The sequence below is a fragment of the Oscillatoria nigro-viridis PCC 7112 genome (assembly GCF_000317475.1).
Taxonomy (GTDB): Bacteria; Cyanobacteriota; Cyanobacteriia; order Cyanobacteriales; family Microcoleaceae; genus Microcoleus; species Microcoleus nigroviridis.
Genome location: NC_019763.1, coordinates 229,279 through 251,526 on the forward strand (window position 1 = coordinate 229,279; position 22,248 = coordinate 251,526).

Annotated in this window: 14 protein-coding genes; 9 read left to right on the plus strand and 5 right to left on the minus strand. The window is 43.7% G+C overall.

The annotated features are described in order from the left end of the window. Positions 1–5: 5 nt before the first annotated feature. Both OSC7112_RS31925 and OSC7112_RS31930 read right to left on the minus strand, forming a co-directional pair. Complete coding sequence (locus OSC7112_RS31925; RefSeq protein WP_015211765.1) at positions 6–383, minus strand: hypothetical protein; 378 nt, start codon at positions 381–383, stop codon at positions 6–8. Between the two features lie 190 nt (positions 384–573). Further along, positions 574–852 carry a hypothetical protein gene (locus OSC7112_RS31930; RefSeq protein ID WP_150111731.1) on the minus strand — a complete coding sequence of 93 codons (279 nt, stop codon included), beginning with the start codon at positions 850–852 and terminating at the stop codon, positions 574–576. A gap of 350 nt (positions 853–1,202) precedes the next feature. Between OSC7112_RS31930 and OSC7112_RS31935 the strand changes: the two genes are divergently transcribed. From OSC7112_RS31935 to OSC7112_RS40465, 9 genes are all read left to right on the plus strand, one after another. Next, the gene (locus OSC7112_RS31935) at positions 1,203–2,384 is read left to right on the plus strand and encodes a ParM/StbA family protein (protein ID WP_015211767.1); all 1,182 of its coding nucleotides are present in this window, start codon (positions 1,203–1,205) and stop codon (positions 2,382–2,384) included. Further along, positions 2,377–2,856, plus strand: a complete 480-nt coding sequence (locus OSC7112_RS31940; protein WP_015211768.1) for a hypothetical protein — start codon at positions 2,377–2,379, stop codon at positions 2,854–2,856. Before OSC7112_RS31935 ends, OSC7112_RS31940 begins: the two co-directional genes overlap by 8 nt. 231 nt (positions 2,857–3,087) lie before the next feature. Next, positions 3,088–3,900, plus strand: coding sequence for a P-loop NTPase family protein (locus OSC7112_RS31945; protein WP_223300930.1), 813 nt, complete (start codon positions 3,088–3,090; stop codon positions 3,898–3,900). After that, positions 3,897–4,580: a DUF6753 family protein gene (locus OSC7112_RS31950; protein ID WP_015211770.1), complete on the plus strand. Its 684-nt coding sequence runs from the start codon at positions 3,897–3,899 to the stop codon at positions 4,578–4,580. The genes OSC7112_RS31945 and OSC7112_RS31950 overlap by 4 nt, the downstream gene beginning before the upstream one ends. Positions 4,581–4,951: 371 nt before the next feature. Then, positions 4,952–6,646, plus strand: coding sequence for a hypothetical protein (locus OSC7112_RS31955; protein ID WP_015211771.1), 1,695 nt, complete (start codon positions 4,952–4,954; stop codon positions 6,644–6,646). Between the two features lie 23 nt (positions 6,647–6,669). Further along, positions 6,670–7,995 (plus strand): hypothetical protein, encoded by a 1,326-nt coding sequence (locus tag OSC7112_RS31960; protein ID WP_015211772.1) that lies wholly within the window; start codon positions 6,670–6,672, stop codon positions 7,993–7,995. Further along, the gene (locus OSC7112_RS31965) at positions 7,988–13,774 is read left to right on the plus strand and encodes a DEAD/DEAH box helicase (RefSeq protein WP_015211773.1); all 5,787 of its coding nucleotides are present in this window, start codon (positions 7,988–7,990) and stop codon (positions 13,772–13,774) included. Before OSC7112_RS31960 ends, OSC7112_RS31965 begins: the two co-directional genes overlap by 8 nt. Before the next feature lie 87 nt (positions 13,775–13,861). Continuing rightward, positions 13,862–14,275 (plus strand): hypothetical protein, encoded by a 414-nt coding sequence (locus tag OSC7112_RS31970; protein ID WP_015211774.1) that lies wholly within the window; start codon positions 13,862–13,864, stop codon positions 14,273–14,275. Between the two features lie 9 nt (positions 14,276–14,284). Then, complete coding sequence (locus tag OSC7112_RS40465) at positions 14,285–15,499, plus strand: DUF6575 domain-containing protein (RefSeq protein ID WP_015211775.1); 1,215 nt, start codon at positions 14,285–14,287, stop codon at positions 15,497–15,499. Positions 15,500–15,563: 64 nt separating this feature from the next. Here the strand turns inward: OSC7112_RS40465 and OSC7112_RS31980 are convergent, their stop codons facing one another. Genes OSC7112_RS31980 through OSC7112_RS31990 form a run of 3 tightly spaced genes read right to left on the minus strand, consistent with a single transcriptional unit; the run spans position 15,564 to position 21,720 of the window. Further along, positions 15,564–19,469 (minus strand): hypothetical protein, encoded by a 3,906-nt coding sequence (locus OSC7112_RS31980; RefSeq protein ID WP_015211776.1) that lies wholly within the window; start codon positions 19,467–19,469, stop codon positions 15,564–15,566. Between the two features lie 44 nt (positions 19,470–19,513). Next, positions 19,514–20,347, minus strand: a complete 834-nt coding sequence (locus tag OSC7112_RS31985; protein ID WP_015211777.1) for a hypothetical protein — start codon at positions 20,345–20,347, stop codon at positions 19,514–19,516. After that, a complete protein-coding gene (locus tag OSC7112_RS31990; RefSeq protein WP_015211778.1) occupies positions 20,344–21,720 on the minus strand; it encodes a GNAT family N-acetyltransferase in 1,377 nt (458 codons plus the stop codon). Before OSC7112_RS31990 ends, OSC7112_RS31985 begins: the two co-directional genes overlap by 4 nt. Between the last annotated feature and the right edge of the window lie 528 nt (positions 21,721–22,248).

Here is a 22,248-nt window from a genome sequence, read left to right on the forward strand (position 1 = left end):
TTTTATTAAAAGTTTTCGCTAGGAGCTTCTAAATTTTCCTCAATATCGCTTAAATTCATTAGAAGTGGTACGTTCATTTGCTGTTGCTGTACTTGCTTGAGCAGTGCCAAAGTTTGCTCAATCAGATCCTCAAAGTTGGCTGGCTGTGTAATTTTTTCCCCCATCCATAATGCTTGTTCTGTAGCAAGGGCAATCGGTTTGAGGCGGAGGTTAAGTTCGGCTAATTTTTGGCACAAAGCTGGTTGATGTTGTTGTTTAAAAGTGTGGTATCGGAACAGACTGCTGATGCTCACCTGGAGATTTTTAGCCATTGTCTCAGCAAGTTGAAGTTCTTCTGGCGTTAGGTATACGGCTATTCTTTTGATTCGTTTGGATCTCGACATGGCTAGTTTGCTCGCTATTTGGTGTTGGGTAACGAACTTTATCCTTCGGCTGCGATCGGGTAGCGTGCGCGGAGGGCAATCGCGCCTCAGCCACTTGCCACTCGCTTGTTGCCTGGAGGGGCTTTAAGGCATGGCAACTCGATGTCAGTCTTTCCAATGGAAAATTTTCCCTTGCCACTAGGGCTTAGACTCAGGTTTGGCTGAATTCAACAGGCGTGGGAATTTCCAATGGAAAATTTTCCATTGTCACTGTGGCCCAGAGCCAGATTTGGCTGAACTTAACAGGCGTGGGAATTTCCAATAGACATCTGGGAAAATCAATGATGCGTGCTCTTCCACTTTTGCTTGCATACGCGATCGCCCTTGTCTCTACATCTTTTTTCGAGATGTCTGTGTGAAGTACCCGATGCTGATTGCAAGCAATACAGCGCGGGGCTTCCCGTCTAATAGCTAATGGAAAATTTTCCATTGAACAGCGACAGGCTGGCAGCAGCGCTCTCCTCATAGGGGTGCTATCCCGTTAGAGAAAGCAGTTTGCACGCACCTCTGACACAGCTTGCTACCAAAAGCTCTGTCCCAGCCTAAGCCGTGAGTCCGATTTTTGTAGATGCTGGGATTCAGACAACTGGCTGAGGGAGGGGAGGTTTTAGGAGGGGTTAATAAGTAGTAAGTGCGTTTTAATCCTTGAATAGCTGTTGTTTTACAGCCTTCTTTTGAGGTGGCACGCTTGGCTTAGCGTAAGGGTTATTTCTGCACGTCCTTTCCGTACAGGGCTGTTTGTTTACCACTCTTGAAACTTCAATTAGGAAGACCTGCGATATGAGCGAAACTACTATCGACACCATCTGGCCTCAAGCGATCGCGGCCTGCGATTACGGGGGGTCAGCTACCAAAATTCTTTACGCAGGACCAAAGAATCAAATTCGACTGCTGTGCATGGAACCAGAGGTTGTATCTGTACCGCACGAATCAATTTTGGCTTATGGCACAGACCAATTGGGGTCAGCCGAGCCTGAGAATACGGCTTGGGTTGCCTTTAGGAACGATTACAGGGCAGTAGGGTATTTGGCGAAAGAGAGGTTTCACGCCAATGCTGGCCTTTCGGAGCTTAAGTACGAGAGGGCGCTGCACAAAACTCTGGCTGGGATGTGGGCGATTAAGGAAAAGCTGAATTTGCCTGCGAAATTTACGGCGGCGATCGCCGTGTTGTTGCCACCGGGGGAATATGAAGACCGGGGGAGGTTCGAGCGGGTGCTGCGGGAAGCTTTAGCAGATTACCAAACTCCTACAGGTCAGATGAGCGTGGAATTGTTGGCGTTTAACTGCAAGCCAGAGGGGGGTGGCATTTACCTGATGCACAACAAGAAAGTCGGCTCTGTTTTGAAAGAGCGGGTGTGCGCGATCGCCATGATTGGCTACCGTAATGCTAGCCTCCTGGTGGTGCAACGGGGGGATGTTAGACCGGGAAAAACGAGCGATTTGGGCTTCATCCGCATGGTGGAGAGGGTGGTAGCTAGGACTTCAGGGCAGACTGCGGAGCGATTGACTCCGGCGATCGCAGCAGCGGGATCTGAGTTCAAGGCAGCTCCTTTAATGCGGTTGGCTCGCAGCACGACTAAGCAAGGGCGGGCTGAAGAAGTGCAGCAGATGATAGCAGCAATCAAAGAGGCACGGCCTGAATATGCGCGGAGTCTCACCAGTTGGTTGGATGAGAATTTGCCGCCGGATTGTGATGAGTTGGTGTTCTGCGGTGGGACGGCTGATTATCTCGGTAAGGAGTTAAACGAACATTACGATCGCTTTCCGATTATTTGGAATGCCGAAATTGCTATGCCACCTATTTTGGAAAAGAAAGGGTTTGAAAATCGGCTCAATGATGTCTATGGGATGTTTTCGTATTTCAAGGCAAATTTGAAAAAGCAGTTCAATTCTCAGGTCACAGAATCCGCTGTTTGTGGGTCAAAAACTTCCGTTTTACAGGAGATAGTTGGTCGTGGCTAAGGAAAAAGAAAGGGTTGATTTTTTGTGGCGCTATCAGCCTTTAAAATCTACTCATGATGGAGTTTTGATGTCCTATATTAAAGGCAATTTATTGCTGCCTTCGAGAGAAATGATTCTCCAATCTCTGCGACCTTACTGGCTGCCGCTAGCATATCTGGAAAAAGAGAATATCGATCCAGTTATTTTAGGGCGGTTATTTAGAAATGCCGTCTATGCTCTGGAAAAGCACGCTCTCTATTTGCGCGAGCGAGGCGGGATTGAATATCCTCCTACTAATATAGGGGGAATGCCTATTTCCAAAATACCATTTTCGCGAGAAGTACCTGCTGGCATTGAGGAGGCAGACCGTTCTCTGCTTTACGGTGTGGAAAGCTTGACGCCTCCTAACCATTCCACCCGTAGCGGATTGACGGCGGATGACTTCTTTGAATTAGAGGGTGGCGAGGATTTCGATGATTCAGGATTCGCATGAATGAGCTTCAATTATTGAGCGGAATTTGACTCTAATTACCTCTGCAAATACAGGGATGATAGTCATTGTGTTGTATTTGCAAATTTAGTTAAAGATTAGGCACATTTTCTTGCTGGTTGGGCAGTTATTAGCTATCCATACAAAGCAGAAATAAGTGTATTTTTGTTAGGAAATCAACCTGAAATAGGACAGTTCGACATGGCAAGTAGAAGTAGAAACTCGAAATATCAAGTGCAACTAACCGATTCTGTGGTTAAACAGGTAGATGAAGGAGGAGATTCCGGTATGGATACAGCGATAGAAAACTCGAATGGTTTCAAAGAGTGCGGGTTAGAGAAGGTTGAAAAATCGGCTACTAAAATTCATCTGATTGATGGAGAGAAAGGCGGGGTTGGCAAGAGCTTATTTGCTAGGGTTTTGATTCAGTATTTCTTGGACAAGAATTTCCCATTTTTTGCCGTAGATACCGATCGCTCTAATCCTGATGTATCTCGAATCTATGAGAGCGTATGCCGTGAAGCTCTGTTTAGCGAGGACGAGAAGAAGTTTTACGAAGCGGATCGGATTTTTGAATTGGCGTTTGAAAAGAGCGTAATTGTCAATTTACCGGCTCAGGTTTATCCTTTGGTAACTAAGTGGATGGGAAGAAACAATTTAATTGAGTTGGGGAAGCAGTCTCGCATTAGTTTTTGCAAGTGGTTTATTTGCACGGGGGGCTACGATAGCGTGCAGCTCTTTTTGAAGTCAGTTAAGCATTTTGACAATAAGATTGCTCACGTCCTCGTCCGGAATTTGGGATTGGAGGATGATTGGAGTTCTGTGGAAGAGATGGAGGAGGTGCAGAATGCGATTAAAAAGTATGAGGTGAAGGTGATTGATTTTCCTAAGTTTTATTCACGGGAAAGGAATGCGATCGATGCTCGGGGGATAACTTTTGATTTGGCAAGGAATAGCCAGGAACTCGGGGTGCTGGGCCGACAGCGGATTAAGTCGTTTATGTTGTCAGCTTATGAGGCGTTTGAAACTACGGGGATGTTGCCGTGAGTTATGGTGCTGTTGATACTAAATCTTTGCTTGATATTGCTTTAGAGGGGCAATCTGAGGAGTATAGGCGCAAAGTTTTGGAGTTGGCTTTTAAGGGGAAAATTGAGCCAACTGACCCGATTTTTCTGATTTTGTTGGCTGCTGGCCGATTGGAAGTGCTGATTCAAGAGAGTCCAAAACCAGAGGATTTTGAGTTAGCGTTCGATCGGTGGGTGGGGCGGATTAACAAGACTTTGGCGAGTTACGAACGGGTGGCGGTTGAGAAGCAAGAGGGGAAAATTGCTCAAGCAGTCAATTCTTTGGTGCGTCAGACGGAGTTGACTCGGTGGAGGACATCGGCTCTTGCTTTGATACCGGCTGCGGGGATCCTGTTGGTAGCGTTGGGTGTCGGTGCTTTGATAGGGTGGATGGGTTTACTTTGGTCGCAAGGAGGGTTGGCACCGGGGGAAGCAGTTTCTTTAACTCAGGAGCAGGCGGAGACTTTGCGGTGGGCAACGAGTGCTGAGGGGAAGTTTGCTCGGAATTTGATGAGGTGGAATTCGGATAGTCTTACTGATCTGGAATGTAAAAAGGATGTCAAGCGTCTGGGGGTGACTTTGGAAGTGGCGGGAAGGCCAGCTATTTCGGGATTCTGTACAATTTGGGTAGAATCGCCAGAGTATCGTAAATTTAAGGATTGAACACTGGTGTGACTTTACCCAGAAGTTAGCTAACTTTTCCAAGTTCTAATGATGATTATTTCGTTCATCTTGCTGCTGACGTGTATAGTATTTCTTCCTGTAATTACCATTTTACTGCTAGTTTGGTATGCTTCAAGTTTTAAAGCTCGTGAAAAAGATCGTTTGAGGCGTTGCTGATTCACGGTATGAATCAACTTTTGGCTTGAAGTTACAAAACTCACCCTACTTGGCTTATAGCCCTTCCGAAATCTTGAATTTATACCTGTATTCAGCAACGCCAGGCTGAATCTCATTAACTACCAATAGTCACACAAACCTGGGATAATTTAAACAAACGGCTCAGATGGTAAGCCAAAGAAGCGAAAACAGCAATGGCAAGCTACAGAGAATGGAACCAAGCATTAGTGTCTTACTTTACCAGTGGTGTACCGCGCGGTACTAAACTTTACGTAAGCGTTGACGACGATGTACTCGAGCGTATTGGTCTAGAATTTGGAAAGGATACGGGCGTCAACAACGGTCGCGATGACTTTTTGATTGCCGTAAGGAAAAAAGTCATCCTTGACCAACAAGTTAATTTGAGCAACTTGCGAGGGTGTGATTCTGACGGTTTACCCAAAAGTATTGCCTTTCTCAGTGCCACAGTTCTAGCCGCCTATCAGATGGCTGAGGAAGAAAAAATATCAGAACTAAACTACTTCCGGCGATTGCAGAATATTTTAGGTCTGTCCGGCGCTTGTCGTCCACCGGGCATGGAATTTGGTTACGGAGCTGAAGAACCGCTATGGAAAGAATGGAATCTTTGGCTAAGGCAACAGGGATTCTTACCTTCAGCAGTTCGAGGTCGCGGTGGTCCAACTACCTATATAAATTATCCAATTTCGCAATCTCTTCTGCGCCACGCTGATAAAAACCGACTTCTAGATCTATTTAACGAAAAGCAATGGACAGCCCAATGGGATGCCCAAACTTTATTTACTCATGTCCGCCGCGAGACATCAAGGCTTTGCCAACACTTAAAAGAGTTACTGACGAGCAACAGGCAGCGGTATGAAGCCGTTGCCGAAGCAATTCACGAAGTTTACGAACAATGGCAAAATGAGGGGAAACCAGTAACACTAAAACAAGGAGTACGCACCTGGAGCCGCTACCTTTTTGCAGGTTTATATCGCACTGAAGATCCATTCTTGGGCCAGATTGATTACTATCTCTACCCGAAACAGCTAAAAGGGCGACCAGTAGAATCGGTACAAGTTCAGTACAGAGATAACGTTCACCAGCTTCGGGACGAACGCGCTGGATGGTATTTCCCTCTAAAAGATCCAATAAATAGGAATGAATTGGATCGCGGTGCAAGATACCAAATTAGTTGTTCTACAGACCTGGATTCCCTAATTTTGCCCGAGCGTAACTTTTGGATATTAATTCCAGATCCCGATAACCCAGATTCAGGAGCCTATGCTTCTTGGGGAACGCCATCCCTCGGTACGCCATTTATCCTACTCTACAAAAAAGAACTGCTCTCAGATATTCAACGGTTGCAAGATGAGCAGCTATTGAAATGGCAGGGTGGAGCACAACCAGTATTTAAAAATTCTACCTGGTTTGAAATTCACACCTGCATGGTTGTTTCCCAAGCTTGGGATGCAGTCTTTATCAAAAGTCAAGAACTTAAAGATGCTTTGCAACCCAGTGTCCGTTTATCTATTAGCTTTTCAGGTGGTTTGCGCGTACCTCAATTGGGTGCATGGCTAGAGGGACATAGCCCTCTAGTAACTATCTTTGGTTTCCATCCCACAGTTGAGTTACAAGTAACTCGATTATCGGATGATTCCCAAATTTGGGAAAAGTTACAGCAAAGTACAAATATTCCCATTGTAGTTAACTTTCCTAGTGTAGGTGACTATCTCGTAAAAGCTACTTGTGGAGGTGAATCTAGCGAGCGCTTTGTCAGAATTGTTGATTGGAGTGGTCTGTCAATAGTAGAACCATCAAGTTGTGAAGTGATGCCGATCGGTTCAAGTCATAATATTTGTGGCAGCGTCCTTCAGTCATTGGCTCAATAAAGTTAAATAAATTCAGAAGTAAAATGACCAAAATTCAACGTTGGTACAGAGGATTTTCATACAAAGGGAACCCAAAACAACTTATCCAGGAAGTTTCCAAACACATACAACACCAAAATATCAGTCAATATGTGCCACTTCTGCGACTGGAAAAAGGAGCCACTTCTAGAAAAAGCTTTTATTTTTTTCTGGCAATTGAAAGTAGTACCCTAGGAGAAATACCTCTAGAAATTGTAAACTCTAATTTGCTCAAATTTCCCTGTTTTAAAACTTCGGCAGTTCCCGGCAATAAGAGCTTCACCTATGAACAAATAAAATCTATGGTTGGGGCAGCCCATGAAGTTTACGATTACACGAACCCTATTCCTTATCAGCCTGTAGAGAAAGTTACCTATGATAACCCATTTGAGGCGAGCGCCTCATCGCCTATCAATCAATCGTCACCAGATATTGATGAGGCACTTTCCCAGCGTTACGAACACCTTCTCTACTGGCTATCTACCCTTGGTAGCGGAACGTGGGAATCCTTCAAAAAAGCCTGCGATGCTCTGAGACTTGAGGAACCAAAACGCATTTTACGGAGGCTTAGGTTGCTTGGGCATATTGAGTCTTCTTCAGACGGTACACGATGGTCTATGGCTCCTACAGCCCTCGTTAAGATTAAATCAGACTCTCCAGAATATCTTCTTTGCGGTCAACGCAGCATCAAGTTGCTGAAGGAGTTGGAAAAATATACAGATATAATTTCCAGTCACCAATCAAGAAGAGACGCACCGCCTTGCCTTCGTCTCAATTTGAGTGACTTTAATATAATTACAAGCCAGTTTTCTATCCTTTATGCTGGGGAAGTATCGAGCCGACTTGCTGAAATTATACCCAATATTGACATTTGGATGCAGAATCTCAGAAGCTTGCAAGGAATTGTGCCGAGTATATACGAGTGGAAGCGCTTTGATGGTAATGATTTTGTTAGCTGTATCTCTCCCAATCAAACAGGTATGTACCAGATGTGGAGGATAGAGGAGAGCGATCGTCCTGGCTATACACTCTTTTATGACCAAGAAAGCGCTAGTTGGCGACAGGGCGACTGGTATGGTCTACGATTTTTAGCGTTGCAGCACAGTGGCTTTGAATGTATTGCACGTTACGATCGCGCGATCGGGCGTTTAGCAATACCTGTCTCCCAGCGTTGGCCTGAAATTTACGAACGTGCGCTAGTGCTAGCATCTGGACAACTCCCGACTTATCAAAACTCCTGGCTCGTGTACGAGAACGTGCCGATGGAAGTAATCTCTCTGCTAACTGATAAACTTAATGTAAAGTGCTCAGAGGTACCTGCCAGTGCATGACTTAGTTGGGGCGTATCAAAGACTAGATCGCATCTATCAGCTATATATCAAAAGTGCTTTTCCCCTGCGTTACCGCGCTTTGGCTGATGAACGCGATCGCATCCTCCAGAAACCAGGCACCTTGAGTCAGCCTCCTTTAGTTGAGCCTGTCCCTATTTATCCATCATCAGGGATGAATTTGTCAGCCGCAGCCAATCAACTGCCCTCCGAATACCACAACTTGGCAGAACTTGGGCAAATGATTTTCGATCCGGGAGTCCAGCTTTACCGACACCAATGGGAAAGCCTGCGGGAAGTGCTAGTCAACCAAAAAGATTTAGTTGTGACTACTGGTACGGGTTCCGGTAAAACCGAATGTTTCCTGTTACCACTACTAGCACAGTTAGCGAGGGAATCGAGCACTTGGTCAGCTAATCCTCCAACGCTAAATAATTATGGCTGGTGGAATGGCAATGGAAACCGAGTATCTCAATTGGCGCACACCCAGCGACCAAAAGCCCTCCGCGCCCTAATTCTTTATCCCCTCAATGCCTTAGTTGAAGACCAATTGCGCCGGCTGAGAAAAGCACTGGAAGCACCCTCAGTACATCAGTGGTTAGATCAAAATAGAGGCAGAAACCGAATTACTTTCGGTCGTTATACGGGACAAACGCCAGTTTCAGGGATACAAAAAGACGAGAGCATCAAACGACTGAGGAACGAATTAAGGGAGATTGAACAGGAGCGGCAAAAGATAGAAACGGCTATCCAAAACAATCCGTCTCTACTTCATGATATGCCCGATTTGCCTTACTACTTCCCGCGACTTGATGGCGGCGAGATGTGGTCTCGCTGGGATATGCAAGATAGTCCGCCGGATATTTTAATTACTAATTATTCGATGCTCAACATTATGATGATGCGGAGTATCGAAAACAATATTTTTGATGAAACTTGTAATTGGTTGGCAAGCAACCCAAATAACCAATTTTTCCTAATTATTGACGAACTTCATGCTTATCGGGGTACGCCGGGAACAGAGGTTGCCTATATTCTGCGATTGTTGTATTCGCGTTTGGGATTGACACCCGACTCGCCGCAACTGCGGATATTGACGACGACAGCTAGCCTTGAAGAAAATCAACAGGGCAAAGATTTCCTGCGCGAATTTTTTGGACGCGATAATTTTGCCTTCATCACGGGGCAACAAACACCACCTACTTCTGGGGAGCGATTCAATCTTTCTTCGTATCAGTATCAAAGTGCTTTTGCCCAGTTTGCTCAGTCAGTACAAGCTGATCCATTGCAGGAAATGCAACCGCCCGATTCAGCATCAAATCAGGTGCGGGATGCTATGTCTAATTTGGCGGTGCAACTGGGACAGCCAGTGGCCTCAGGACTAAGTGCCGAACAACATCTTGGCGAAGCTCTGGCTACTGTAGGTGCTGCCGCTGCACTGAGGGATGCTTGCCGAGAAATCGATCGTCTGCTTAACCCAAATAATCCTAATCCTACAGTTCGAGCTGCGAAAGTTAGAGACCCAGATAACTCAAATAATCCCACAGATTTAGACCGTCAAATTTTCTCTGGTGCGGCGACTAATGGTTTGGTATCTGATGCGATGCGCGGACTGCTTCTAGCACTGGGAATGTCTCAACGAGTAAGTACAGGGCGATCGCCCCAACCTGTACGCGGTCATCTATTCTTTCACAACCTGCAAAACTTATGGGCTTGCTGTAACCCTGACTGTACCGACGATTCAGCAGTCGATCGCACTATCAGGAATAACGATCCGAATCCTCCGACTGTTGGTGCAATTCATGCCACTCATTGCCTTAGCTGCTCCTGTGGTTCTCGTGTTTTGGATTTAATTATTTGTGAAGTTTGTGGAGAAGTTTTTGTTGGCGGTTACAGAGCTACTCGACGGATAGGCAACACGAATATAGAAATTCTTACACCAGATCAACCCGATTTAGAGGGAATCCCTGACCGTATTACTCTTAATCAACGCTACGGAAATTATAGAGTTTTTTGGCCTTTGCCTGGAGAGACACCTGTTTGGGATACGCAGCCACAAGACCCAGAATGGACGCTTGACAAGATAAAACGAAAATGGGTTCGCGCCAAGCTGAACCGGAGTACAGGCGCGATCGCACAGAATAACGCTCAACCACAAGCAGAGGAAATACCGGGGTGGCTGTATCAAGTGGTTGGCAATCATCCAGAAGAACGAGCATTGCCAAGTAAATGTCCTCGCTGTGATGCTGACTATGGAAAACGAGACAAATTTCCTACTCCCCTGCGTTTCCACCGCACCGGATTTCAAAAAGCTTGTCAGGTACTTGCTAGTGGACTCCTGAGAGAAATGCCATCACAACAAAGCCCTACAGGAGCTTCATCTCGCAAGTTAGTTATCTTCTCCGATAGCCGCCAGGATGCGGCGAAGTTGGCAGCGGGAATGGAGCGAGATCATTATCGCGATATGGCGCGGATGTTGTTGATTCAGTCTTTCCAAGATTACTGGAATGATCTTGTAGCCTTTCTCCGCATCACTTGTACGAATAACCAAGCAGCACTGGCTAGATTACAGGCTTTAAATCCCAATCTTCATGCTGCGGTAACATCATCCAGTTGCCTAGACGATATGGAAAGGCGCAACCGATTTGGTAATGCCTATTCTACCCAGGTAAATGAAGCTGTTTCCTGGGTGATGGATTCACCCCCATTCAACCCGCAAGCTCGCAACCAATGGCTTGATTTACTCCAGCGCTACCCACAGCGAATTCTTCTTTTAGATTTGCGACGAACAGTTAGAGATAAGCTACTAGAATACGGGATTTGTCCGGGGGGAACGGATTTTAAGGCTTTAAAATATTCACTTGGACAAGGAAACGGTCAAAATTGGCAACCTTGGTTTGATTGTTATCACTGGGGAAGCAATTCAGTCACACCAATTGTCTCTCCCACACCGCAACAGAGCAATCACATTAATCGGTTAGAGGATTTGCTAACCGCTGAGTTGATGTACGCTATTTTCCCACACATAGCTCGGACAATTGAAGGACTCGGACAGGGTTGGGTTAGCTATCAACCTCAAGGGAACCCAACACCTAATCTGATTCAAGCAACTGAGGCAGTTATTCGACAATTAGGGACTCGGAAATTGCACCGCTATTTCCCTTATTTCCGCCTGGGGACTGACTCAAATTTATCAAATTTTGCTCAACGTTATATTACAAAAACGAGTTTAGCACCAGCCGATATCCAGCAACAATTAATCCAGTCACACGTTGGCATACCTAGCGGTGGAGGACTTGCACTCGATCCCGATCGCCTCTATCTCGTTCTACCACCAGCAGCCAATCCTGATGGTTTGCGTCCGGGATTCCGTTGTCCCCAATGCAATGCTTTCTTTCTTCAACCTGCGGCTGGAGTTTGCCCCGAATGTAACAGCGATCGCCGTTCTAACAATCCCAATTTTTCCACCATTCAACTGATACCCGGAGAGACAACAAGCGACTTTGATTACTATACCTATCTTTCAGAGCAATCAGGTCAACCTTTCCGCATGAATGCCGAGGAATTAACGGGTCAAACTGACAAGAAAGAGCGAACTAAGCGTCAGCGCTGGTTTCAAGACATTTTTATTAATGACGAGAACGGACGGGTTCAGGGAATCAATTTACTGAGCGTAACAACGACAATGGAAGCAGGGGTTGATATTGGTGCACTCCTAGCAGTAATGATGGCAAATATGCCACCACGCCGATTTAATTATCAACAGCGGGTAGGTCGTGCTGGCAGACGTTCTGCGGGAGTTTCATTAGCTGTTACCTTCTGTCGAGGCAGAAGCCACGATGACTTTTACTTTCAGCGTCCTGAAAGTATTACAGGGGACGCACCCCCACCGCCTTATGTTGATATGAAGAGTCAAGAAATTTTTCAGCGCGTCCTCAGAAAAGAGGTGTTAAGGCAAGCTTTCACAGACACGGGAATCACTGCGTCTTTAGGTGGGACTGACAACGTACACGGTGAGTTTGGTGATGTTGCTAATTGGCCTAATTATGAAGTAGCGATCGCAGGTTGGTTAAACAATCCAGCCAATGAACCGAAGATTTTGTCAGTTTTAGATATTTTGCGGGTGCAAACAACATTACCGAATGCTAGTAATTCTCAAATGTTGAATTATCTCCGCGATCAACTGATCTCCGACATTCAAACTGAAGTCAATGACTCTACATACACTCAGAATGCACTGAGCGAACGTCTGGCAAACGCGGGGTTATTGCCGATGTTTGGCTTCCCGACGCGGGTGCGTTTACTTTACACGCGCTGGCCGTCACCTGGCGCTCAATGGCCACCAGAGACGGGAATAGTCGATCGCAACCTTGATGTGGCTATCAGCCAATTTGCACCCGGCTCTGAGACTGTCAAAGATAAGGCGGTTCACACTGCCTGTGGTGTAGTTGAATTATATCCTCAAGGCAACACAATTGCTTCAGATTCAGGGTTTGCCCCTGCACTACCAAATGGCAACCAATCTCTCGGACTTTGTAGTAACTGTCAAGCGGTAATGTACCCGCACATAATCTTAAATCAACCACTACCGGGCGGTCAAACACCGCCAACAACTCAATGTCCAGTTTGCGGTGTAAATGATGCGATGCGTTGCATTGATGCCAGGGAACCCAAGGCATTTTTTACAGACTTGCAACCAGAGGACTTTGATGGGCAATTTGAGTGGCAACCGCGATCAACACGACCTTCTTTGAGTATCCCTCCGAATGATGATGGCAGGCGTGCAAATAATGGCACGCCTGCATTTGTCCTTAATGCTTCTGTATCTGCATTCAATGACACTATCATTTCGGTTAATGATAATGGTGGCGAGGGGGGATTCGACTTTCAGCAGGCAACTGTTTTTGGACGGCAGAAACCCGGAGCTTATACTGTGTCTTCTAACCCGAATAGCCTGGTTGGTACGTCTGGACTTGCCTACCGAGTAGCGTTATTGTCTCGTCGAAAAACCGACATTCTGCTAGTTAATCTCGTGCAATGGCCTAATGGCATATTTGCCACTCCAACTACAGTTGAAGGTCGTGCTGCTTGGTATTCTTTTGCGTTCTGGCTGCGGGTAGCGGCTGCTTCTCTGCTTGATGTGGATGCACTTGAGTTGCAGGCTGGTTTTCGTTCATTAGAGCAGAATGGAGCGATTATAGGTCAAGCTTTTCTTTGCGATCAATTGGAGAATGGGGCGGGTTATTGTCGGTTTCTAGCCCAACCAGATGAGTTTCAACAACTAATCGATCGGGCAGATCCAACAATTTCAAACAGCATTGCCTGGAAATGGACGAATCCTCACGAAGAACACGGAAGTAAATGTGATACTTCATGCAATTTGTGTTTGCGGGACTATCAAAACCTTGCTTATCACGGGTTATTGGATTGGCGACTGGCTTTAGATATGGCACGATTGGTGTCTAATCCTGCGTCGGCGATCGATCTCAACTCTTCTTGGGACCATTTCCAGAATCCTTGGCTTAACCTAGTCCAAGGCCCAATTCCTGCTACACTTCAACGCTTGGGTTATGGTGCGTCGGTGCCGTTTGGGACTCTCACTGGCTACGTTCACCAGAATGCTCGACGGCGGACAATCAAAATGATTCGACATCCTTTATGGAATGATGACCATCCAGAGTGGATTGCAGCGGTGGCGAGCGCACATACGCAGTATTCTGGTTATGAGGTGGAGGCTGCCAACCCATTTATGGTTCTCCGGCGACCGGGAGATTGTGCCTAATGTTGTTGAAAAATACCAAGGATTCGGTAAGATGATTACTCTGCTTTTAAATGTTGGCGTAAATAATTAAAATAGAATTAGCACTTGATGCCTTGGTCTGAAAACCTCCCTGATGGATGCCCACCTGAAAATGCTCACCCAGTCGCAGGTTCGGTGTATCGCTTTGTTGATAAAGATCCCCCACAGCTAGAGGATTTTCTTTCGTGGCGCGAAATGAATCCAAGTGAGCCTTGCCCTAAAGGTTTAACGGAATGTCAAACTTGTGGTCTTTCTGTGTTTACTACAGAAGAAGGTGTCTGCACTGCTCTTCGCAGAAAACCTTTCCTTCGCGAGAAGAAAGTTGCCTTGGGACATCTAAGCCCCGATTTAGATTTAGGAGTAATACAGAATACCCCTGCAAAAGGAACAGGCAAAAATCACCATACTTGGTGGTTCCCTGAGAATACTGAAGCCTGGAAAGAGTTTCAAATTGTTACTATCACTTGCCCCAATACTGAATGAGGCATATTTATGAGACTTCTTCCACAATCGACTCATTTAGGGAAATTGGAATTGATCGAGGTGTATGAATATTACGATACGCCCTGCCTTTTTTCGTGTCGGAATATATCAGGACATCTATTCATTGCTATTTTGTACTCTCAAACAAAAAAATTGGAAAAATGGCTTTATGTCTCTATGTCTAAACGTAGATTTGAAAATATCCGGGCTGGCTTGATTGATATACGAAATGCTTTTTTAAATTCAGAAGATGGCTTTGTTTATGAAGTAATCATCAACTCAGATGATAGCCCTGATAAAGTTGAAATTATCTGGTGTGAAAATCTAATTGACGATTGGTTACCTATGCCCAATGAATTTATTGAGGTAGGCAACGAATTACCTCTCATTTGGGAAGTAAAAGATGCACCTCGCACTGCAATACAAATTCAACGAGAAACTCTTAACCTGACCTTTCAATTTCCTACCCCGAATCCAACTGAAGCCCCTGTAGCATTTTTGGGAAGAATTTTAGAATCTGTACAAAGTGTCTTTAATGCTCTTGGTCAAGCAATAGATGGTACACCGACTCCAACAGGAATGATACCTCGTTCAATTACTGAAAAAACACAGTTAACTGTACTAGGAACTTTCCCGGGTTCTTTTGGCATAGAACTAGCAACCTTACCTGAAGGAATAGAAAAAGACAACGCTAATTATTTAGTGGAAATTGCTCTTAACGAATTTTTGGAATTGGTTAAAATGAGTGGTAATCCTGAAGATAACGCAGATATTTTACGTCAGAAACTCTGGACATTGAAAAGTAGAGTAGCTTCGGGATATAGAGATTTTCTATTGAATTTATCTAAATCTGAAACTAATCTTCGTTTTAACTGGGGTTCCCCTAATCATGAACGAGGAGGTTCTGTTGAATTACCCCTTTCATCTATAAAAAAAGCTTTAAAAGTTATTAGTAGAACTGAAGATGAAACAGTAAGAGAGTATGAAATTATTGGCAAACTAATTGGATTGAATATCAGGACTAAAAGTTATGAAATTTTGGCTAATGAAACTAACAAGAAATACTTAGGGCGTATTATTGATGAAGCTATACCTAGAGTTAAAACAGCAACTCTAAGTGAGATTTACTTTTCAACTATTCGGGAAGTTAAGGAAATATCACCTACTATCCCAGAGGGAAAACTGAAATATAAACTTGTGGCTCTACATCCTCACAGAAGTTAAGATATGAGCCTAACAGACTGTAAATAAAAGTAGTTTAGAAGTCGAAGTATATACTATTTAAAAATTAATCGCGGCGGCGAAGGATAATCTCTAGATGTCCCTTTTTGTACAAAGTCTTTAAGAGTTCCCATACCTCCTGATTATGTGGCAAATTTTGACGAAGTTGGCTAATGGCGATCGCACTGTTGTCAGAGCTAATGGCATTTAAAAGCTGTCTTTCTTCCTCCTGAAGGCTTTCATCTCTTTTAAAATGAATTTCTTTCAATTTATCCTGAAGAACCTGACCGTATTCAAAAATAGATTTGAGTTGGGTTATTCGTTCTTCAAGGTTGGTTAAGTTGTCGATCGCAGATCGCAACTGTTCTCTTTGTAATGATAGCTGTGTTTTTAAATCAGTGAGTTGACTCAAAAACTCTGTCATATCGTGGTCGCGTTCTTGGGAAATAAAGGAAAAATCACGCTCCAATTGCTCCCATTCTGAAACCAAACCTTCGCAGAATTTTTGCAAAATTTCCCACAAAACTCCTTTCATAATCTGGTAAGATCCATCCCGGTCTTCATCATCAAATTTGCATCTATTTTTCAAAGGAGATTCATTAATTGAAATTAGATCCAGTAAGACTTCGTAACGACTAAGCATTTGCTCGAAAGCCTCTCGACGCGAGCGCTGTTCACCATTAATTTCCTCTTCAAGTTCAACCAAAGGTTGTTGCAGTAAATCGTACTGTCTAAAACTCTCAAGCTGATTGTTGCTAAAATGCTTAACAACCCGGTCAACAAAGTCATCATCATAACGCATCAAGCGAACTGGGTCTTTATTCAAATTCTCTCGTAACATCTGTGCTCGATTTAGAATAATCCGCCACTTCTCTAAACCATCTACCAACTCCTCAAGCCTTAATTTAGTGGTTTCGTAAGTTAGCAAAAACTGCTGACAATGCTTTAGCTGATGATGCAATGCAAGTATATCAATTTCATTTACTTTAAGCGAACTAGCTAGGCTTTGGCAATCTTTATCTAGCTGATTTACTTGCCTTTCCAAAATTATCCGGTAGTCATTGAGACAAGATTCTAGGCCACTATCACTCTCAATCATTTGACTAATTTTAGAAGCATTCAAGTCTAGGGTAAATTTTTCTAGCCTGAGTTTAATTCCACGCAGTTCTTTTTGCAGGGTTGAGCGCCTCTCAATGCAAAAATTTTCTAGAAGCTCCCGTTCGGCTTGGATATTTCTATGAACTTGATCGAGAGCTACCTCAGACTCATGGTTAGCATCAATAATTTTTTCCTCCTCATTTATCTTTTCATTGATTTCATGTAAAATCGTCTCATCAAAAGTTTCAAGTAACGAAGAAACCCGAACGCGGAGTTCTTTTAATTGAGCATTTAACTCATCTGGCTCTAATTCCAAACTGGCTTCGCGGATAACATCCGTTGAACGCGCCCACTCTATGTAGCGTCGTCGCTGCAACCATTCAAGAGCTTCTTGAAACTCGTCTTCAAGATAGCCAAGCAGTTTTACTGCTTTCCATAACTTTGAATACTCTAATGCTTTAACATCTTGGTTTCCCCACGTCGTCTCAACTGTCTGTGTTCTGCCTTGTGATTGCAGTTTCTCTTTAATAAACGATTCCAAAGGATGTTCTGTAAATTTAACTTGGGAATTTCCTTCTTTCCGTTTTGCAATTTTTTCCCCACTCATCAAGCCATGTTGTTTGAAAACTGCTAAAACACTGGGTAGGCTAGAACTTCCCATTTCAAACAATTTTTCAAATTCTTCTTTAGAAACTTGATATAACTGACGACCTTTGCGAACAGATAAAGGTATTTTTCCCAAGAGGAACTTATATTTACGTAACGTCGGGTTCAGACTATTATAGAAAGACTTATAATCGGTAAATAAGGCTTTACATTTTTGATAGAACACTGATTCGATAAGTTTACTGTCTGAGCCATTTACCCCCTTGAGACCCCCAATTTCCCAAGTTTGAGGCGAAATCGCCGGAAACAGCAATCGCATGGCATACTGGTGACACTCTTGGCGATGGTGTTCTAATCTAGAGCGATCGGCTTTACTGACTTCAGGATTTTTGGAGAGCCAGTCTTGAATATAATGAGACAAACTCAGCAGCGTACAAACAGAACATTGTTCGGAAGCCATGACTTTGCGGAGTAAGCCGAAGGATGTGGGATATTCGCCTTCAAAACTTCGACCTAACTGAAGATGGAAGTCTACTTGATTAGTTCCGGCGATCGCAGTTAAAACTTGTGGGACGACGGTTGCTTTTCGCTCATAGCTAAAGTAAAACCGCCAATCTAAGTGAGTTTCTTCTGGGGATTGAAACCTCATTAAACCAGATTCTTTACTCCCGACACTGATAACAAGAGAACGCTTAGGAAAATCCCCATTATATCTTTCTGGAGCCCCATCTAATAAATTAAAAACTCCAAATCTATCCTGCTTCCACTCCCCTTTATAACGCCAAGACCAATTGGCTTTCTGACCCGTTCTCGAAACTGGGAAGAGTAAAGAAATAATTTCCGACTTGAAAATTGTTGTAGCCATCTCTTCTTTTTGAGTATCATTCCACTCTCCAAACCATTGCTGACGAAATCGATTTAAAATTTTATCTACAACTGTGGGAATGCTTGTCTGAAGAAGGGCGACTAAAGCAAAAGTACGCTCAGTCGGCTGTATAATGTGCAGCCCGTAAAAATTGTCATCTTCTGCTAGTTTTTTCAACTCCTTTAATAGGTGAAATTGTTTAGCTACATTTTCAGAAAGACCTGAAGGGAAACCCGCGAGTAGCTTGATTACCTCTCGTCCTTTGGGGTGTTTTGGAAAGGAGATCAACGGCTCCAAAGTTTTGATAGTATTGCTAATTTTGTGTTGTTCCGTACCATATAACTGTACTTGTCCTTCTAGATAATCCTGAATCAAATCTAAAGGAGTATAGGGATGCTGATTATTTTGGGCAAAATGGACGATGCGTTTAAATACTTCAATGACGGTGCGAGGGCCATTGCTGAAGTTTTGTCGATCGCATAATTGCCCTAAACTTTCAATTGTTGCTGGATGTGCCAAGTGATTTTGCTGCGCCTTGTCTTCCAGAAAATTAGTACACAAATAATTCCACAGTTTTCCTGGGAACTCAGAACTGTACGCACCAGCTAATCTAAGAGAGACTTTCTGTTCCTTCATACGGTGAATAATATCACCCGCTTGTTCTTCAATAGCTGATTCAGTCGGAGTAGTCGGCATACTTAGAATTAATGCAACAGGCGTAGAACCCAAAGCTCGCATTCCTTTAACTAAATCGCTCAAAATCTGGATGCGAACGCTAGCACCTTCTTCTGTTCGCAAAAATTCTTGGCTTTCATCCGCAAATATTGCTAAACCTGCAAAACCTGCTTGTCGGAGGATAGAAACTGTTTCCTGCCAAAAATTCAAAACATTATCAGTATTTGTGGTGTCAGTATTTAATTGTTGAATAATTTTTAAAGCTTTGTCTTCAGATAACTTGTACTTGAGCGCTATTTCTGCTGCTATATTTTGCTGAGACTTCAAGCCATATTTGCGATACAGTACCTCAATCTGAGGAATAAATTCTGGTTGGAGGCACGTTTTTATCCAGCCATAAGTGGCAACCATCAAATCTCCCAGCTCTTTAAACTTGAAAGGTGGCACCGCCATTATCTTATGATCCTGACACTGCTGCCATAAATAAATTAGTGTTGCTGTCTTACCATACCCATAGTCGGCACTGAGGTAGCCAGTAACAGGTTTACCCTTACCAATTTCCTCAACCAAATGGTCTTTTAGAGTTTTTACGGGTTCAATTGGGTTATAGCTGCTTGCATATAGATTATAAACTCTGGCTACTTCTTGAGGCTCATTTTCTATCTGGGAGGGATTGACTGTATCGACAATTGCTTGGATTGAGTTTAGTTGTTCTAATAATCTTTTCATGGATTGTAAATATAAAGTTTGTCTCGGAGAATGCTAATATTTAGCTAAAGCAATTGAGTCCACTCAGGGGATTGAGTCAGCATTACCCATTGTCCGTATCCCCCTTCATAGCCACAGTCAAAGAAGCCACCTCGATCATAATCATAGGTGCATTTAGCATTATCTATGCTACCATCTAATCCGCTCGGATCTAGCAACAACATTTGACAAATAGCCTCTTGAACTTCTTCTCGCAAGAAAATCTTGACTCCATAGGTTCGTTGTTGCTGTTTGTAGATTGTGTCTACTGCCTGAAGTAAAATAGGAGCGGCGCTGAAGTAGCGACGGCTGAAGTGTTCGTATTTGCCTTCTGGTTCTATAACACTGGGTGATAGCGAGCGCAACCAATTGAGGGCACCCGCCACACTCGTATCACTAAATGCTATTTCACTGGTAGGTAGTTCAAACTTGACAGCAGCCTTTTCAATTACTTCTCCCACTAGAGATTTTTTCTCGGGAGGCGATAAAACAACTTCTTTTCGCAGCCAGAGTTGTTGTACAACTGTAGCATAAGTCCAAGAAAACCTTTTTTCAGCTTCTTTGTGGTGCAAGTTATAAATTAGTAAATGTAAAAAATCTCCTAACAATTCGGGGTTAGACTGTTGAATTATAGCTGCAATTCCACCAAGAGGTGTCAGTGAGGGTGGATTTTTTTTTGAAATAATTGAAATGTTTCGCAAAAATGGGAATACTACCTTTTGGATAACGGAAACTCCTAAATTACAAGTAGCTGCCAATTCTTCAAAATTTGTTTCTTGGTTTTTTAAGAAATCAAGAATTGCAGCTACTCTTTCTAGTGTGGTGTTTTGCTGAATGTGTAAAGTTAATTTGTTGCTCATAAAGCGCGTTGTAAGGTATCTAACCAAGCTGTTAAATTGTGCATAATCCGATATTCTCTGCTGGTTCTCAATTTATCAATATTTTGACAAAAATAACATGAATGCTGTGTAGACTCTTTAAGGGCCTCTAAACCTGTTTTAGTAGTTTCAAAGCTGCGTCTAACGGTTATTTGAATTTGAGAAGTACCCGGAAAAAAGATGCTACCGAAAGCTCCAGCTTTCGACCAAGTTGAGCTATCCAAACTATGAGGGACAAGAGAGTTATTGCGGAGGCGATAAAAGCTGTTTGGACCGCCAATGCCAAAGCAGTGAACTTTCATGTTTTTTTCACTGGCGATACTGCAAACAATCTTAAACAATGCCAAACTAGATTCAGAAATCATATTAACGCTGCCGTTAGGCCCTGACGTTCCCCAAGAACCGAAACCGATACGGGTAATACCCATTTTTGCATAGGTCTCAATGCAGCGATTGATTTGGTTAATGTTGCGTCCATGTACAGGAGCGATCGCACGTTCTTGTACATAAATTGGCATTTTACTGAAAAATTTTTCGCAATGGTAAAGCGTTTCGCGAACTTTGTACTCCACTATTTTATCTGAATCAGTTGAGATGGGTACAATATCGGGCAATACATACCCATCTGCCCAAGTATTATTGCGATAAAAATTATCTAAAAATTCCAGCAGTCGATCGTAAGTAAATTTCCCCTGTTGCACCTGATATGCCCCGCAATCTAGCCAAACTTCCGAAATGTTGCCCACATCTTTTTGTTGATGAAAGTATTCTGTAGTAGAAGCTGGGCACGTTATTGGTGAGTAAAGAACGCGATCAAAAGGATTACGCTGATCGCCGCCAGAAATCCACAACTGTCTACTGCGTTCAATTTCAGGGCCGCCAGCACTTACAGCCGCCACAAACTGGGGAGTTGTGAGAGCATTATTGCATAATATCTTTTCCCAAACAACTAAAGAGCGACGTTTACCAGGCTCAATTTGTACTCGATCGAATCCCATCTTGTTGTAAAACCCGTTAGCTTCTATGTCCAGGGGGCATTTTAGGCGCAGTTTTGTAATACCGCACTTCCTACTGTGTTTTTCCCATGCACAAATAAGCTGACGACCCATGCCTAGCCTGCGGTGGTCGGGGGAAACGCAAAGATGGTAAAGAGTAGAGATTTTGTCTCGACGGTGATGAAAATGGAGAAAGCCGAAGGGGTGGTAAAGAATTTCACGGCTTGCGATCGCTTCTGCCAGAACTGCCCGATTCACAAAGCCTATCTCTTGCCGATGCACATCGGCAAGCACCTTAATCTGAAATAGCTCCTCGCTCGAAGCAAATACCACCTTTGACTCTAAACACCTAGTCTGCACACATACCTCACTTCTTGCAACCAACGAACGTAGACAAGTGTAGCCGATGTCAGCACCTGTTAATTTTAAAGTTGTTGCTTCCGGTAAAATCTATACAATTAATTATATTGTACTTTTACTACTTTATTAAACCTTTGCATTACTAAATTATTGGATCCAAACATTCCATCTTGATTAGTTAACTGACTTAACCGGATTTTTAAGAAAGCCCCAACACCAAACTGGATGGATAATTTATGGAAGAGGGCGCGAGCTACTAAAATGGCGAACTTATCGTGCAACACTTAGAAGTTTTAGGCGTTCACCCGCTGTTTACTAATTTGGGAAGACTAGGGAGATGTCGAACTGTACTTCAAATATCGCTACAAAGTTTTTAATTACCGCATTGGCATACTGACGGAATATTTTGCGTTTCCCATTCCCAACGTCACGGTTGTGCTGTAAGATTTGTGCGAGATGAAACCCAAAGTGCGAGCGTAATGTTGAGTTGGATACGCTCGGCAATCGGGATGGAAGATGATGTGAGCC